Here is a 17034-nt window from a genome sequence, read left to right on the forward strand (position 1 = left end):
CAATAGTGGATTTTTTTGTGATAGAATATATGTTTGCTTCTGTAGGAAAAACAGCTTTTAGAGGATTTATCTATGATAATTCAGAGCATATTGGCTCAGCAAGCTACGAGCTGGGGAAAAAAATAGAAGGTTGTAGGATAGTACAAGGGTATACTCAGGCAAAATTAGCAAGCAAAATTGGTTTAACACATAAGGAAATACATAACTTTGAACTAGGGTGCAAGGCTATTACAATCAAAGAATCGTATATAATAGCAGGAGCATTGTCAGTTAATGTTATAGATCTACTTCCAGAACCAACAGTACTAAGAGAAAACAGTTGGTATGAAGATGAGGATAAAGAAATAGTCTATCTAACAAAAATACATAGAGAAATTAAGGATCAGGAATTACGCAAGAAGCTGTATCCATTAGTAAGGTTTGTATATATTAGCGAGAAAATTAGCCAAGAAGAAGCGAAAATAGAAGTAGCAAAGAATCTAGTGAAAGAAGGAGTTTCAGTTGATATTATTTCCCAAGTGACTCGCTTATCTACTTATGAATATGATGATATAGAGAAAGAAATTTGTACTGATTCTATACTCTACAAAGTGGGGAAAAGGATAAAAGAGCAGAGATTAATACGGGAATACACTCAGGAGGACTTGGCAAATAAAATCGGTTCAACACCTAAAGAAATACACGACTATGAACGAGGATATACAGACATTCCAATTGAAATATTATATAAGATAGCAAAGACATTATCAGTTAACATTAAAGCTCTTGGACTAACAGAATATGAAAATGAGCCAGTTTTTGGGTTTATAGGTAAATGCGAAAAAATTGAGGATCAAGAATTACTGGATACGGTAGCCAGATCTTTATCTGAAGGAATGCAAACTGGTAAAGAAAAGGTTAAAAAAGCAGAGAAAATCAAGATTGCAAAAGATCTAGTTAAGGAAGGTGTTGCTATTGATATTATTGTGCGAGCAAGTGGCCTAACTGCTGATGAGTTGGGTGAGTGTGAAAATTGAATGTGTTTAAGATATAAGTAAAGTTAGTTAATGATTTAACCAGAAGAATTTGCTAACCAACTTTTTTGGCTCAGTTGAATTTTGCTTGGTATAAATTAAGATATGAAATCGCAAAGTTTATCTATTAATTTCTGATTGTCCTCTACCATTGCCTTTGCCTCTTGTTGAAGAGATTTGATATTTTTTGATGTAATGTTATCCATGTCAGCCGACGCTAGCTTCAATTGCGATTGTATTCTTACGTATCTATTGCCTATTACTTGATTCATCTGATAATTTACGCAGTCCAATCCAGAGGCAAACATCACATTTAACAAAGGTTTTATCCAGCCTATTTTTCCAAATCTCTTTGAATTGGCATACTCTATGCTTCTATCTGTTCTTCCAGTACCTATCGATAACAGTAGAATATCATCATTTGGAAATAACCTCTTACCACTTGCATATGCACAAGACGCTGGATTATTAGCAAAAACCCCTCCATCCACTAATACTCTATCTATCTGGTCAATTTTTAGATGTTTTGGTATGAAATAAGTAGGTGCAGCCGTTGCAGCTCTGAGTGCATCTTTCAGCTTAATATTACCTTCTTTCCAGTTTTTAAAGAAAAATGGACGATTATTGTGAATATCATAACTTGTTATCAGTACCTTACTTAATGTGTTTTTTAGAATATCCTCTCCAAAATATTTATCCAGTACAAATTCAATATTTTTATGTGGGTATTGTGTGCAATTAAACCAAGATAATATTGATCGCCTAAAGAATGAAGACTTAAAAATATATGGTCCATATTCCCGATAGAACTCGACTAAATCATTAGCAGAATATTGAGGTTTATCTTTTTTACATAATCCAGCAATAACAATTCCACCAGTTGAGGTTCCTGCCATTAAGTGAAAGATTTCAGCTACCCTCTTTCTTGTTCTTTTTTCTATTTCTGCTAGAATAATGGCTGGTATTATGCCCCTTATGCCTCCGCCGTCAACTGAAAGGATGTATTTTGCCACTGTGAAATTTATTTGTGTTTTTGCTCAAGCTCATTAACTTCTTCAATGAGGTTTTTTACCCGCTCCTCAAGGCGATAAACTGTTTCCATTAGTTCGTGATTTCGTTCTATAAATTGATCATGAATTTGTACTTTTAAATCAAGCTTAGCGAGCCACCAAATTGTTGCTATGGTCTGTATTACTATCGTTACTATTACTGTGATTGGGATTTTTTGCTTTTTCATGTGAAAATATTAACTTGTTATGGATAGTTTTAGAAGTTTATATACAGATTATAGAAAACTTACAGCTTTAGTGATTTCTTTCTATTGATTTGTATCGATCCTCTGCTTCTGCAAGTAGCTTTATTATTTCTCTGTAAGGTTTATCTTTGTTGTGCCTTGATGCCATTACAGCTATTCTTCTAGGGCTTTTTCCATTGCTATCCTTTATGTTAGGATTCGCTCCTTTTTCTAATAGAAACTCAACGATTTCTAAATAGCCTTGATCTGCAGCAGAATGTAGCGCTGTCCATTTAAATTTATTAGTAGCATTAATATCAATACCATCTTCTACTAAAAACCTTACGATTTCTAAACATCCTTCTCCTGCAACATAACGTAATGATTTTTCACCAATACTTATATTATCTTTTATCAAGGATTTCACAGTTTCCAAGTCACAGTTCTTAGCTGCGATTTCTAATGTGGCGCTGTAACTCTCATCTCCTTTTTTAAACAAGGAAAAATATATAACCACAATACACACCGTTAGCACTATAAGAAAAATTAATCCATCAAATTCTCCTTGACGTATAATTGAATTTTTATGAAAAAGCCTTCTTACATTTCTGCTCATGTAGTACTGCAATAATTATACCCATCTAGAATTAAATAATCATTTGCTTAAGTTTCACTTAAACAGCTTTGCTCACTGTTGCCTCTACTATAGTTTGATATCCCCTATTATTGAGAATATGTTCTGCCTTGCTAATTATCCATTCACCTTCAATTTCCTGACAAAATCCTGAAAGGCTGATCTTAGCTTCTGCAAATAATTCTGGATTACCAGGAACAGTTACATTTAAGTTTGATGTACTACGTTTTAGTTGTCTTAACTTAGCTGCTGCTGCACTAATTGCTGATTCTGCGGTAGAGTAAAGCGTTTGCAGGGTATAACTTGGACCCTCATTTCCCACTTTCTCTTCTATAGTTTCTCCCTTTTCATAACTGTGCCATTTTGCAATAACAGATCCATATTTGTTACGCACATTAAAATTTACCTCCCAATTTATAACATCTTTAGGTGTAAGTACTGTTGTGCCTAACATCTTTCCAGTTGCTGATCTTGCTTCTCCCTTTGGAATAAAAATTATATATCCTCCTGCTGGTTTTACTAGTGCATCATATTTTTTCCCTAACCCTTCCAAAAAACTCATGTCGCTTTCATCTGCTTGAATGATATGTGGTATAAATATATTTTCAAATCTTTCAGCGACTTTACCTTCATACCCATGCTTTTGTGCTATTTCTTTAATTAAATCTCCTAAGGTAATGTCCTTCCATTCCTTTGATTTTCTTTCCTTTAATGATCCTCTTAAACTTGCAGCATCACATTTTATTCTTAAAGTTTGTGGTGGACTTTGTATTGTAATTTGATTTGCCTTATATACTCCCATAGGTAGTAAACCTGTTTCTTTATATCCGAGAAAAATTTGTAAATTACCCTTAAGTTCTAAAGCGCTAGAGCTATAACTAATATATATCTCGGCTTCGTCACTTGTAGTACCGGATCCATCAGTTACACGTAGTGATATTAAACTCTTTTTTAAAACCTCTGTTACTGGGTTATTTTTTGCTACTATATCAAAATCTGGTGTCATTCATCTAAAATATTTATAACAGATTCTTTCAATATTCTCTGAATTTTAGGAAGCTTAATTTTTAATCCAGCGGGCAAAAAACTTCCATGTTCTACAAGTCCTGGATTTTCAAGCAATACTTCCTCCACTGCTCCACTACTGTATCCATAATGTTTCCAGCAAATTTCATCTAACATTTCGTTTTCTTTAGTGTAATAATAAATCACTTGCTGTAACTTTTTAACTTCAAAATAAACTCAACTTTTCTTGGTTTTCCATCAGGAAAAAATAATATCTGTTTTTCTTCTACATTAGTAGTGACAAAATTTCCAAGCACATTTCCTGAATTATCAACTAGAACGTGTGGTTCTTGAGTATCACGTATATTTTTTAGCTGTTCTAAGCCATTACTCTGATAATGTGGATAAATCACTCCTGTCAAATCAATACATTCAATTCCTGAGCCAATGTTTTGTAGCGACGTTTTTTCAATACATTCAATTGTATACCACCTTTCTTCTTTAATGTATCTTAGGCTTGTTAGTTCAAGCTTACATTTCCCAAGCAACATTAATGCAACTCTTCAACTATATCAAAAAGTGCTCCACGTGCTTGTTCTCTAAACCTTTCTATTACTGCATCAGCAACACTGCGCACATCTTCAGACTTAATGTTGATATTAAACGTTTGATAGAATGCTTGGTTATATACTTTCGATTCCCTATTTTCATATCTACTTTTCTTGAATGCTTTCTCAACTTCTTCTTGTTCTATAGCTCTTTTTTCTTCTATAACACTTTTAATTTTAAAATTCTCAAAATTGCTTTTGCTATTTTCTGAAAATTGTTTAATAGCACTATTATTTGTCAATGAGGTTCCGTTACTGAAAATGCTATTTTTAGAAAGCTCATTAACAACATTTCCATTATTTTCAAATTTTCTAATCGGACTATTCTCAGCAAATATACTACTTACTGTATTTCCCATCCATGAAAAAGCTTCTCCTATAGGTTTAATGAGTGATTTCCAAAAGCTAGAGAAAAAGTCTTTCACTTTTTGCCAGTTAGTGATAACAAGAGCTGCACCAGTGACAAGACTTGCTACTAAAAGTCCAATCGGGTTACTCATTACAGCAAACGTTATTGCTCTTAGTCCTGTTATTACTGCAGGAAAAACTGTAGCTGATAAAAATGAAAATACTCCAAGTAGGTTTGCTTTCAGACCAAAAATCGTACTTCCTAGCAATGTAAATCCGTATCCTAGTCCTACTGCTGCAATTTTTAAACTTATCAAAGCTGCTAAAGTACTCATGATTGCCGTAGTTAAAGTTGGATGTTTTTCTGCAAAAGAAGCTATACGCTCTGTTATTGTTTTCAAACTTCCAGCTACATAATTTAAAGTAGGTAACATTACTGACCCTAGATTCATGCCAGCTTCAAATACTGCATTTTTAAGTAATTGTAATTTATTAGCTGTAGTATTTGCCCGATTGTTAAATTCGTCCTGCATTGAAGCGTTATATTTTTCTTTATCAGCTAAATGTTCAATAGCTTTCTTGTAAATGTCTAAGCTTCCTACTAAAAGAGCAATGTCATCTTGAAACCCAGCACCAAATAGATTCATAAGAATACCGGCACGCTCTTGATCATCTATTTCTTTTAAAGTTTCAAGAAATTGCAATATTGCCTCTTGAGGATTTTTTTTAATGGTTTGTTCAAGCTCTTCTATACTTGTTCCCATCTCATCTAATGCATCATGAAATTCAGGACTTTGCTCTCTTGCAGTCTGTAGTTTACTAAGAAAGTTATTTATAGCAGTTGCTGCTTTTTCAGGTTGTTTACCTAAGCTTATGAACGCACTTGCTAAGCTACTTGCTTGATCAATTTCTAAACCAAACTGTTTAGCATTACCACCAATTCTATTCAGTGTAAGAACCATTTCCTTAGCTTTGGCAGCAGTATTATCTGAAAGATGGTTTATTATGTTACCTACATTTTCCATACCATCAACTTTAATTCCATAGACATTGGATATTTTCGCAATAGCATTACCAGCTTCTTCTGAAGACATGTCAAACGCTGTGGTCATTTTAGCAACTACTGTTGTAAACTTCATAAGATCATCTTTGTCAATACCAAGTTGACCACCACTTGCAGCTATTTGTGCTAATTCTGCAGCTGACAAGGGTATTTCACGAGATAATTTCTTTAATTCTTTAGCAAACTTTGATGCTTCATCTTTAGTATCATTTTGCACAAATTTTACTACTTTTTTTACATCAGCCATAGCACTTTCAAAATCAATCGCAACCTTGATCGGAGCTGCAAGCGAAAGACCTAGTCCAATAGTCTCTATAATTTGTGACTTAAAATGTGCTTTGCTTGCTAAAAAACTTTGGTGATTACGTATTGCAGACCCAAGCTTACCATACTTACCTTTTAGCGCTTCAACAGATGAGCCAAGTTTATATTGATTACTTACTAATGACTTAATATTTCTTCCACTTTTTCTTACTTCTTCATTAAATGAATGCAAAGCATCTCTCTTTTTCAAATATGCTTCTTTTGCTTTTGTTGCAGAAAACTTAGCTTTATCAAACTCAGCTTTTAAAGTTTTGCTTGGTTTCTCTATTGCTTTCATTTGTTTAGCTAAAGATTTTACCTGATCTTCAAAGCCCTTCCACGACCTCCTGCTAGTCAAAACATCACTACCCAACTGCTTAAACTTTGATACTGATTTTAAAGATGAATCAAGCTTTCTTATATTCTCACCAAGATAAGTAAGTTGATTACTACTGCCCTTTATTACAGTATTAAAACTGCCATCAAGTACCGCACCTATTTTTATCGATAATACTGACATTTGAACTTCCTAGCTAATTTGCTCCATAAAATAAACTCACTAATCTCCATATCAAGAATGTGCTCAACTCCACCACCTATGATAGAGCCAAGTACTAGTATTTCTAATCTCAAGTTTTTTGGATAATCGGTGAAAAAAAATCCTTTAATACCTCTTGCACTTTCACATAATCAGCAATATCCAACTCTTCAATTGCTTCTTTTGCAACTGATGTCAGGTTGGCAGTCAAAGTTACTTCCTTACTTAGATCACTACCATTAAGTCTCTCAATAGCTAGATAATCTCTAACTTTTGGACGTCTAATGGTAAGCTCTGAGATAGAAATACCATCAACTGTTATTGGATTATCAAGTTTTACTGTTGTCATACTTTCTCCTAAAAAATAAAATTCTAAAATCTTTTTAAAACTAAACCTAAATACCTAAAACCGTTTGCAGCAAGGCCATTTGATCAACACCGTTAATCTTACGGATCATGTTCTCAGCATCGATTTCTATTAATTCATTACCACCGATAGTAAGTTTATAGTAATGGGCAGCTACAGTACACTTCAGCGTTGCTTTTTCAGCAGGTTTCCAGCTACCAAAATCAAATTCTTTGAATATGCCCCTTAAATTGATTATTACTCCTTCAATATCATTGCTACCACTTCCTTGCATTCCTCCACGGAGCGTTAAAGATACTGAATTTCCATCTATCAAGCCAAAAAGTCTAAATAGTTCTGAATCATACTCAGCGAAAGTAAAGTCTGCTTCAAGCTTTTCCATGCCCATGTCAATATTTATTGGGATATCCATACCACCAGCACGATATTCTTCGGTTTTTATGGTGAGCTTTGGTAACGTTATCTCATCAATTTTTCCTGCATAACCCCGACCATCTACGAATACATTAAAATTCTTTAAAATCTTCGGTAACATCTCTTTCTCCCATTTTTATAATATTGTACCACTCACAAGATGTGACCTGAAAGTAATCTGTTCTGCTGGATATGGTGGTGTAAATTCGAAATCAAAATATACTTTCCCGCTTGCAATATTTGCCGGTGTATTGAGTTCAGGTGTTGCATAACATTTTCCGCTAATAATAGCTCCTTGTGCTTTTAAATTGGCCAAATAAGAATTCACCCCCTCAATTACATCATCTATATAAGTTTTGGTAATATTTCGATCAACTGCCCAGAGATGAGCTCGAAGTAAACTATCATTGATTAAATCTGCAGTCCTTCTCACTGATAAAAAAGCCCATTTTGAGTCATTTGAACATGTTCTATTGCCCCAAAGCCTATAGCCATTTTGATGAATTATCGTTGTTACTTCATTTTCATTCAAGTGGTTTGCTCTACAATTTGTATTACCGAGCGTAAAATCAATAGGCCTGCTTGTTCCAACAATACCATTTATCTCTTTGTTTGAAGGTGAATGCCAAAATCCTTGCTCACTATCTACTTTCGCTATTAAACCAGCTACAAATGGGCTTGCTGGCAAAATTTCTTCTTTTCCTTCAATAAATACCTTAACCCAAGGATCAACTACGTAAACTCTTGAGCTGCCTACACTTTTTCTCCATTTGATTGCTTCTTCATCAACAGTATTTGGTCCGTCTGCAACAATAATTGCTCTTAATTTTTCTGCTATGGAAATTAAAGCACTCACTACTGGATTTACTCCATCTATTTCAGGTAACTGATGAGTAAACTGAGGTGCAATTAATATTCTTGGAGCAACATGAACTATGCTTTCACTGCTGAGAAATGCCTCAATTCCCTGATATTCTCCGGTTTCTTTATCAACACCGCCAATTATATTCTTCAGCGTCTCTTCTTCTTTTAATTTTGGATCGCTGTTTTCACTCTCTTCAACTCTAATTACTATAACTGTTACACCAATCTGGGAAAATATTCCATTTACTGCAGAAGGTAAACTTCCACTCTTTCCGAGCTTTACTGCTTCCTTTAAGCTTCCTGCAACTAACACTGGTTTATTTAGCGGAAATTTTTGCTCATCTGCTTCAGGTGCAGTACCAATTACACCTATCACTGATGATTTAGCTGTACGTACTGCTTTGGCCCCTGAGGTTACCTCAATAACATTTACTCCGTGCAAAAATTCTTCAGCCATTTCTTTGCATCTTTTGTTTAAAATCGTTTAGTAAGTTCTCTAGCTCTCGTTCACTCTTGGCTTCTTCAATTTTCCTCTTCGCCATGTCTTCCAACTCTTCACATTTCATTATTTCTTTTACTGCTTTTTTTACTTTTTCTTCAATGATTCTTGCCATTTCAGTAACTGTAATACCACGTACTTTTGCTAATGGCTCTATAATTTCTGCATCTTTTTCGTCTATAGATTCTGGTGCTGCTAGAATGTTTTCTGCGGCTTTTGCTTGTATTTCGTACGACTTAAGCTTCTGATGAGAATATCCTGCGTATTGGTGAGTATAGTTATTATAATAAGTACGGAGACTAGAAAGTGCAGAAAGTTTTGCATTTTCCAATAATTCCAGCTCAATATCTTCCTTATTCCTTTCAACAATTTTCTCCCCTTCTGTTAGACAATAGCTTTTTTGCCAATCAAAATCTTCTGGTGCTTCATACCAATCATTTCCAGTTGGTTTGTTTTCAAGTGTTGTTGTTTCAATCTGCTTGTGGTTTTCAAAACGTATATAAATAGTCATAAATTCCTCCTCATTGCCATATTTGATTAGTTCGTTCTAATCCTGGACATTGCCAAGCTTTTAGCGTTCTCTCCACATCTACTTCAAGTCCTGTAGTTAGAACATTGCTACGTATGTTATAAATCCCCCACTGAATAAATTGACCATAGTTATGTACATAATTTGATGCAAGCATACCTTGACTAACTTGTGTCCTGGAATACAGGTAAGATGATGTGTAAAGTAATATTGCAACTGTTTTTCCTGCTGGAATCTCCACATTACCAGATCCAGCTAACTTGCTATCAGAACTCGTGTATTGGTAAACATTTTTCCATATTATTCTTGAAATACTTGATTTATTAGAATTGGTATTATCTGGTGTTCCCACAAATAATCCTGCTCCCCCATACTCCGTACTCGAATACGATGATCCAACAAATTCTATTGTCTTATTTATGTTCACATTGGTTGTATTTTTTACAAATACTACTCCAAGTGCAGCATACGGATAATAGTATATCTCATCATAACTACCAGAAAAACTTTTTGTGCATAACTCTCCGTAAATAAATGTTCCTTTACTTCCCTCTATAAAACTGAGTTGTCTTGGCCGATAAAAACTAACGTAATCTGTATTGTACGTATGGCTACCTGCTAGTAGTTGTAACATATAGTCAGTTTTTGTTATATCACTACTCCACTTTCCAAGCTCTGTCGTAAAAGTTCCGTGGCCAAAATAATTATTTTTTCTGCCAAGTACACTAAATAAGAAAGGTAATGACCCTGGTTCAACCATGTTGCGCTTTCTTATTTCATTTATAAGAGACACTTTTAACTGTTCATCCCGAGTTTTTACCTCATTTATCAGGGATGTTTTTAATTGGTTATCACGAGTTTCTATTTCCCCAATAATTGATGAGCCAGATGGTACATTATTAACAGCACGAAAATCTTCTACTAAACCTTTAAGACCATCTTTATGACTATTACTAATGCTATTTATTGCTGCAATATTGGCATTCTTTCTCGTATCAAGTAGCGATAAATTTGTTGTTCCTTTTTCATCAATTCTCTTTAATAACTGCTTCTCTGATTCAGAGATCACTGCTAAAGAACTAGCTTTTTTATTATCCAGATCAGTTAAGTGTTTTTTTGCACTATCAAGAAGCTCTTTTAGCTTACCATCAGTCATCTGTACAATTTCAGAAACTGCACTTTTGTCGACTATTGATTCCAATGCTTTAGCAAGATATGCTAATTGATCTGGTGTACTGTTTGCTGCTAAATCCCTAAGCCTTTCTTGTAGTGCATCAATTATTTCTTTTACTTTAGTCATTTGCGCAATATCAGAAATAGCTTTTTTATCTGCTATCAATTCCAGCGATTTTGCAAGATATGCCAGTTGATCAGCTGTGCTACTTACTGCTAAATCCTTTATCCTTTGATGTAACGCTTCTATTGCTTCTTTCATTCCCAAAAATTCAAAAAAGTTTCAAATCTAAATCGTTTAAAATTATTTTTTAGTTGATTATGCTCATCTTCTCTTTCGGTAATATCTTCATCTATTTTTTCTATAGCTCTTCGAATACGTACCACATCTTGAACTGCAATATTTTCTGGATGAGGCAGTGGATATCCTCGTTTGGTTTGGTCAACAGTCATTATGTGACAATCACTCTGAGATTTTTTACCTTAGGGCGATAAACAACTGTTCCACTTAAAACTAATTTTACCCTAGTCTCATTGCCATTAAAATTTGATAGTACATGAGTTCTCTCCACCCAATTTTCCCCAATTGGTTTTCCTGATGTTAAATTTACTAATTGCCAATCCACATTTTTTTGCACATATGCTTTTACATCTGCAGTGCCAGGTATTAGCGCATCATACGTTATGGTAATTTTAGTGTTAGCTCCTGCTGTAATACTTCTTGTAACATAATCTCCAGACTCTGAAAGATTACCTAGAACTAGCTGTAACCCAGGATATAGCACTGGACTTTTTTCTTTTGACCCTTTTAAATTTGCCTTTACTGTTAACTCTCCAGATAGTCTTTCACGCAGCGCGAGCGGCAAGTTATCAGATAGAAAATTTTCTTTTCCTTCTTCATCTGTCAGAATAAATTCTACATTGGTATCAAATGCTACTTTTTCGACGTTCGTCAAAACAATTAAATCTGATACGTTATTTGCAGTAACTTTACCAAGATCAATAACGTGAGAATTTTCAGTGAACTTCGTTGCTAAAAGCCTAAAAGTTAGATCTAAATTTTGATGTGGTGTCCAAGTACTTGCGTTGCTAGATGAAAGTAATACTCCTACTTGATATGGCTGACTTGTTACCCAACGGCTATTTACTGCATCATATTTGCCAAGTTCTGCTATTTTGACTGCAGTACCAGGATCATCAGTAAGCAGTACTATTGCATACTCCTCTCCTGCATGGCAAAACACTGGTGACCACTTTATACGTGTTGCTGTGCCATCTATCTTTATATCTTTTGGCTCAATATAGCTTTCAGCAATGACAGTTTGTGAGGGCATTCCCACTGCTGTTTCTCTAATCTGCACAGCAACACGTTTTTTGCCTCTATTTATAAACCATAACTCTAGACCTCCTATGTGCCTGCTTTCATTTAGAGTAAATGTTTGCGCTAAAGGATCAACTCGTCTTGCTGAGATCACTCTTCTTCTTTCTTCTATGGTAATTGTTTTTTTACCAGTATAAGTTGCCTCTCCATAGCTTCCTTTATCCCCATAAAACTGTACTAATTTAGTACCTGCTGGAATATTTGCTGGGATTTTTATCTTTCCCTTTAATTTTCCCTGGTTGTTGGCTGTGAGCATATTTTTACCTCTTACGCAGTAGGCTGAATGAAGATACCATCGAACTTCACCTCCTTGAGCTTTTCATTTGGCTCAAAGCCTTCGATCTCAAAATTCTGTACTGCTTCTCGCATAAATTCAGTTTCATAAGAATTACTTGACAATAGCTCTGTTGTTTCTCTAGTATTAAACACTCTAGTTACTGGACTTTTCCAATTCGTGGTAACCTCTGTCCAGTGGTCAATGTTTTTATTTAGAGTAATTTGCGCCGGGACTGGATCAAAAGCTTGATATGGATTGATCTTTTCTCCTTTGGTCTGTAAAAGCTGCTCCAGTACCGGTTCAAGTTTATAAGGCAAAAGATATCTTTCCCCACCTTTTTCAATATCTGCAACTTCTACATCTATTGGCAGAACTAGCTCTCTATTTACTATTGCTGCAGACTGTGAAATTCCTTGATCACGCATATCATCATCAAAGAACGAATCAACAAATACTCCTTTTTTGGTAGTAGGTTCTCTTGAATTTGCATCATTGCGTAGACGTTCATAGGCAACCAGAGCATAAAGATCATTAATTCCTTTTTTCATTGCTTCAAGCTCATTCATCGGTACAGCATGAATAGCATTATTCACTATTTTTACCCCTTCTTTTTCTCCGTTTTTCCACGTCTGATGAATGTAGCAGAGCAAAAGTTGTCCAGAGGGCGCTTTAGGCATTGATGGTCGCCAAGGGTGAGCTATACCTTTTATTCTCCTTACTACTCCTTTGCTATCGATAGTAATTAAATCATAGCGGGGCATTTTCCAGGTGTAATCAACCAGAACCAAGCTGTTATCAACGGCACCTCTTACTTTACATCCCTCTTCACTTATATCTTCAGGGCTTACATGAGTACGACAGCGGTAAGTTATTTGATAACTACTTCCAGGAGCTGGCTCTTTACCAGGTAATGACCAATCAACGTTTCCTGCGTTTAATTTGTAATCTATACTATTTTCATAAATAACATTGCCTTGTTTAATTTGAATAATTTCAAGTACTGCAGAGTCAGGTATTGGATCAACAGCTCCTGAGTATGAACCATGAGTAACGGTAATGGTTTTTTGAACAGTTATATCTACTTTTTTAATTTCACTTATTGGAAAATCATTAACTTTAAGTTCCATTACTCTTTGGCTATTTGGCTGAAAAGTATGTGGTTCTGATTCAACTGACTTTATATCTGGATCTTCATCAAAAGAAACACGAATACTGTGAGGAAGTTCAATCTCATAACCATCAACATGAGCTTTGCCCTCATTAATCACAAATATTTCTTTTTTACCCTTTTTTACCCCTTCTTCTCCCTTTTCTTCTTTGTGGAGGAACATCACTTCTAGCCCATTTACGACGTAGGAACCATTTGCTTCTTTGTCATAGCGAGCAAGCGCAGTAGTTACTATATTTGCCTGTGGTGGCGGTGAATGTTCTATCAATACTCCATTTTCAATGTTATAAATTGGATAAAATTCTCCTGAAGCATTAGTAGTCACACCCTCAGATTGATAACCCCAAATGGTGGAAACTTTAAGCCTTGCAGCTCCTACTTCCTGATAGTTTCTTGTACCAACTGCAGGATCACGAAGATTTTCGTCCTCAAGTTCTGTAATCGTAGATTCTAGATAATAAACACCTATACGCACTGTGGTACTCAGTGGAATAATAAATTCTTCTTTTTCGACTTTTCTAACTGCACCACGCAGATAGATTTTTCCTCCTTCAAGTGTAACTTTACCAGTTTCTCTATCTATAATACAATTGCTTCCTGTTATAACATCACCATCACGAAATATTGCATCACCTATACCTTTAAGCTTAGAAAGAGCATACTCCTGAGTTTCATTTAATTCTGCAGACTGTAAACCTCTTCCTGCAAGAAATAAGCTTTTCTCATATTCTTTGTCAGGATTAAAGCGGTTATAATAACTATTTAAGGTCATTTTGTTTCAAAAAGTTACAACAAATGAAAAAGTTTCCCGAGTTGCAGATGTTCTGATAAGTGGTACGGTATGTTCTAAAACTAACAAAATTCCAGGATTTTCCACGTCTTTTGGCTCGAAATATCTCTGTCCTTCAGGTAATCCTTCTTTTATTTTAGTACCAACCATAACACCAATCTCTCTGATGACCTGATTTGCAGCATTAGTAAAATCAAAAGTGCATTTGAGATATAAATTATTAGTTGGTACATTTGATGGCTTAAACCGTCCTGAGGGAGTAATTAGTTCTCCATTTTCATCACCTGTGCAGAAAAGTACCTCATCAACAACGCGACGTCCAACTTCCTTTAATAATTTTGTAGAAGTAATGAGCTCTGGCGGTGTACTCTGAGTGTATTCTACAGTTACTATGCTATTTGCTGCAATAGAGCTATTTTCAAGGCATTTAATCATTCCAGTATTGCTATCAACTAAATAGTCAACACTTGGCTGATAAATTGTTTCTCCTGTAAAAACCTTGACATTCTTAACTGGAGAGTGATCAAGCATTATTTCACCATTGGTAAAAGTTTTTTCTACTCTATGGCTACTTTCCCAATTTGCATCACCACTGCCCCAAGCAAGATGTAAGGGTTGTTCTTTTATGCTTGCTGCTATTGCTGCTCTTCCTGATTGTGTGAGAATTGACATAAAACTTTCTCCCTATATTATATATACACCGTCACTTCAAAATTCGTCCGCAAAAATCAAAATATTTTTTATATCAGCTAGATTTCTTTAAGAGCATAGCTCAGCTCCACAGTTAAATTTTCCAATACCACGAGCAAATGGTCCAGTAGGAATATCAAGCCATTTATCTTCTTTTGAACCAGCAGCCATTCCCTTAACTAGCTTTCGTGCTTGTAATAGCTCTTGCACTATACGTTCTATTCTATCTCTTCCTATACTGTGAAACTCTTCAGGCAATCTGTGCCTTTGTTTATACACTCCTGTATTTCCCGTATGAGTAAATGGATGTCCTGAAATTGCTGCTCGTGTAATTGCGTTTATAAGATGCTGCTTTAAGTCTTTTTCGTTCATGTTTTTAATTCTTAATCTTTCGGTTATATCTTCTAATAACCCTGTTTCTTCATTTCTTAAATAGGTGCGTATAGTTCGGTCAGCTAAACCATTTGCCTTAACAACTGCTCCATAAAATAATGCATTCTGCCTTGCAGCTTCTCCTATTGATTTGAAAATTACTAGTTTAGCTGTATCTTCCACAGACCAAAAAGCATATGAACACCTAACACCATTAACAAGAGCAGATGTACCACGAATTGCATCACGTGCTTGCTCAGCAGTCGATATAGGTTTTTCACTTTTTGGCTTTCTCATATGATGGGCAGTAATTATTGCTGCTCCTGTGCTGCCTGCTAAATCAGATAATAAAGACATAAGATAATCACCTACGGCTGGGTCAGTATTTAAGTCAGCGTGCACAAATGAAGCAAGTGGATCAAATATGATTAATTTTAAGTCTTTTATCTTATGAAGTTGTTTTGTTATAGATTCAAATTCAGGAGAAATCTCTATAATTTTACTCGAAATACTCTTTATTATAGTAAGTGATCCACTAACATTTGGTAATGGTACAATAAAGAGTCTATCCTTATATTTTAATCTCTCGCATTGCGAATCAAGGCGATCTAAACGACGATGTATTTCACTCATATCATCTTCTGCAGAAAAAATTACAACTGATCCGTGTTCAGTAACCATAGGACCAAAACCACATGGCTGATCTTTTCTACTCGCAACTTTCAGTGCTAAATCAAGCAGAAGCATTCCTTTACCAGTATCTCCCATTGCAGCTAAAATAGATGTGACACCTAAAGGAAATAAACCTTCAACAAGGAATTTCTGCTCTGGTACTGGGCCTATAAAACGTTCCACACTCCATTCTTGAATATTAAGCAGTTGCTTAACGATGATTTTTTTCGAGTTATTTTCAATGAATTCAGCAATATTTATCTTTTCTGCTATACCATCAGCTGAATCCCATCCTTTTGGTTTATTGTCAGGTATTTCAAGAAAAGCAAGTGATAAAACACCAAGACAAGTAAGCTTTTTCACCACTTTTTCAGCGTATTGTTTACCTGGCTCATCATTATCTGGCCAAATAATAACATGCTTACCTTTAAGTGGTGACCAGTCTGTTTTTTCTACTGGTGCATTTGCCCCTGACATTGCAGTTGTGGCAGCAATACCTTGCTCTATTAGCGCATCTGCACACTTTTCCCCTTCAACTAAAATCATCTTATCAGATTTCATGATACCTGGAATATTGTATAAAGGTCTGATCTCTGGTACAGTAAAACTAGATTTTTTAACGTCAAAAGGCAGATATCGCTTTTCTGAAGCAGTATCATAACGGTAAACTCTAGCAATAACCTGATTATTTTCATCGTAATAATTCCAAGATGCAGTTGGATGTCCTAGCATAGTTCTTGAATAACCAAGCCACTTAGCAATATCTTCTATCGTGTCAGTAAATTGACTTTTTCCATTTACAGCAGCCCAAAGATCAAATATATCTCCCCCTTCTCCTGTTGCAAAATCGTGCCAGACTCCTGCTTTACTGCCAGATAGCTCTACTACTAAACTCTTTCCTCTATTACCTTGTACATCACCTACATAAAACTTATCACCACGAAAAACTCCTCTTGGCAGTAAATAAGAAAGACAAGATCTAATGCTTAGTAAAAGTTGATCTTTTATTCGTTCCTTTTCTATCGATAATGTATAATTACTATTTCTTTGTGGAGTTGCTGTATTAAAATCACAATATATATTCATACCTAC

The 17034-nt window shown here is 35.1% G+C and carries 18 protein-coding genes; 1 reads left to right on the top strand and 17 read right to left on the bottom strand.

What is annotated here, in order from left to right; genetic code table 11:
- Positions 1 to 29: 29 nt before the first annotated feature.
- Positions 30 to 1016, top strand: a complete 987-nt coding sequence (gene wmk / locus OPR58_RS06930; RefSeq protein WP_265023180.1) for a WO male-killing family protein Wmk — start codon at positions 30 to 32, stop codon at positions 1014 to 1016.
- Positions 1017 to 1111: 95 nt separating this feature from the next.
- Here wmk and OPR58_RS06935 read toward each other — a convergent pair whose 3' ends face one another.
- The 17 genes from OPR58_RS06935 to OPR58_RS07015 form a co-directional block, all read right to left on the bottom strand.
- Positions 1112 to 2026, bottom strand: a complete 915-nt coding sequence (locus OPR58_RS06935; protein WP_265022327.1) for a patatin-like phospholipase family protein — start codon at positions 2024 to 2026, stop codon at positions 1112 to 1114.
- Between the two features lie 8 nt (positions 2027 to 2034).
- On the bottom strand, positions 2035 to 2250 hold the full coding sequence (locus OPR58_RS06940) for a hypothetical protein (RefSeq protein ID WP_006015629.1): 216 nt from the start codon (positions 2248 to 2250) through the stop codon (positions 2035 to 2037).
- 67 nt (positions 2251 to 2317) lie between these two features.
- On the bottom strand, positions 2318 to 2863 hold the full coding sequence (locus OPR58_RS06945) for an ankyrin repeat domain-containing protein (RefSeq protein ID WP_214303457.1): 546 nt from the start codon (positions 2861 to 2863) through the stop codon (positions 2318 to 2320).
- A 58-nt stretch (positions 2864 to 2921) separates the two neighbouring features.
- On the bottom strand, positions 2922 to 3887 hold the full coding sequence (locus OPR58_RS06950) for a phage late control D family protein (RefSeq protein ID WP_265022328.1): 966 nt from the start codon (positions 3885 to 3887) through the stop codon (positions 2922 to 2924).
- Positions 3884 to 4063, bottom strand: a complete 180-nt coding sequence (locus tag OPR58_RS06955; protein WP_264685729.1) for a tail protein X — start codon at positions 4061 to 4063, stop codon at positions 3884 to 3886. Before OPR58_RS06955 ends, OPR58_RS06950 begins: the two co-directional genes overlap by 4 nt.
- A 26-nt stretch (positions 4064 to 4089) precedes the next feature.
- Positions 4090 to 4437: a phage tail protein gene (locus OPR58_RS06960; protein WP_226079687.1), complete on the bottom strand. Its 348-nt coding sequence runs from the start codon at positions 4435 to 4437 to the stop codon at positions 4090 to 4092.
- The gene (locus tag OPR58_RS06965) at positions 4437 to 6728 is read right to left on the bottom strand and encodes a phage tail tape measure protein (protein ID WP_264376466.1); all 2292 of its coding nucleotides are present in this window, start codon (positions 6726 to 6728) and stop codon (positions 4437 to 4439) included. The genes OPR58_RS06960 and OPR58_RS06965 overlap by 1 nt, the downstream gene beginning before the upstream one ends.
- A gap of 109 nt (positions 6729 to 6837) precedes the next feature.
- A complete protein-coding gene (locus OPR58_RS06970; RefSeq protein ID WP_264376465.1) occupies positions 6838 to 7095 on the bottom strand; it encodes a phage tail assembly protein in 258 nt (85 codons plus the stop codon).
- 46 nt (positions 7096 to 7141) lie between these two features.
- On the bottom strand, positions 7142 to 7648 hold the full coding sequence (locus tag OPR58_RS06975) for a phage major tail tube protein (protein ID WP_208571690.1): 507 nt from the start codon (positions 7646 to 7648) through the stop codon (positions 7142 to 7144).
- A 15-nt stretch (positions 7649 to 7663) separates the two neighbouring features.
- Complete coding sequence (locus OPR58_RS06980) at positions 7664 to 8848, bottom strand: phage tail sheath subtilisin-like domain-containing protein (protein ID WP_265022329.1); 1185 nt, start codon at positions 8846 to 8848, stop codon at positions 7664 to 7666.
- On the bottom strand, positions 8841 to 9401 hold the full coding sequence (locus OPR58_RS06985; RefSeq protein ID WP_265022330.1) for a hypothetical protein: 561 nt from the start codon (positions 9399 to 9401) through the stop codon (positions 8841 to 8843). The genes OPR58_RS06980 and OPR58_RS06985 overlap by 8 nt, the downstream gene beginning before the upstream one ends.
- A 10-nt stretch (positions 9402 to 9411) precedes the next feature.
- Entirely contained in the window at positions 9412 to 10854 is a 1443-nt protein-coding gene (locus OPR58_RS06990) for a hypothetical protein (RefSeq protein ID WP_265022331.1), read from the bottom strand.
- On the bottom strand, positions 10851 to 11045 hold the full coding sequence (locus OPR58_RS06995) for a hypothetical protein (RefSeq protein WP_114517444.1): 195 nt from the start codon (positions 11043 to 11045) through the stop codon (positions 10851 to 10853). The genes OPR58_RS06990 and OPR58_RS06995 overlap by 4 nt, the downstream gene beginning before the upstream one ends.
- Entirely contained in the window at positions 11045 to 12229 is a 1185-nt protein-coding gene (locus OPR58_RS07000) for a hypothetical protein (protein WP_265022332.1), read from the bottom strand. Before OPR58_RS07000 ends, OPR58_RS06995 begins: the two co-directional genes overlap by 1 nt.
- 11 nt (positions 12230 to 12240) lie before the next feature.
- A complete protein-coding gene (locus tag OPR58_RS07005; RefSeq protein WP_265022333.1) occupies positions 12241 to 14190 on the bottom strand; it encodes a DUF4815 domain-containing protein in 1950 nt (649 codons plus the stop codon).
- A gap of 6 nt (positions 14191 to 14196) precedes the next feature.
- Positions 14197 to 14880, bottom strand: coding sequence for a hypothetical protein (locus OPR58_RS07010; RefSeq protein ID WP_265022334.1), 684 nt, complete (start codon positions 14878 to 14880; stop codon positions 14197 to 14199).
- Positions 14881 to 14967: 87 nt separating this feature from the next.
- The gene (locus OPR58_RS07015) at positions 14968 to 17028 is read right to left on the bottom strand and encodes an AAA family ATPase (protein ID WP_265022335.1); all 2061 of its coding nucleotides are present in this window, start codon (positions 17026 to 17028) and stop codon (positions 14968 to 14970) included.
- Between the last annotated feature and the right edge of the window lie 6 nt (positions 17029 to 17034).

The sequence above is a fragment of the Wolbachia endosymbiont (group B) of Ischnura elegans genome (assembly GCF_947251585.1).
Taxonomy (GTDB): Bacteria; Pseudomonadota; Alphaproteobacteria; order Rickettsiales; family Anaplasmataceae; genus Wolbachia.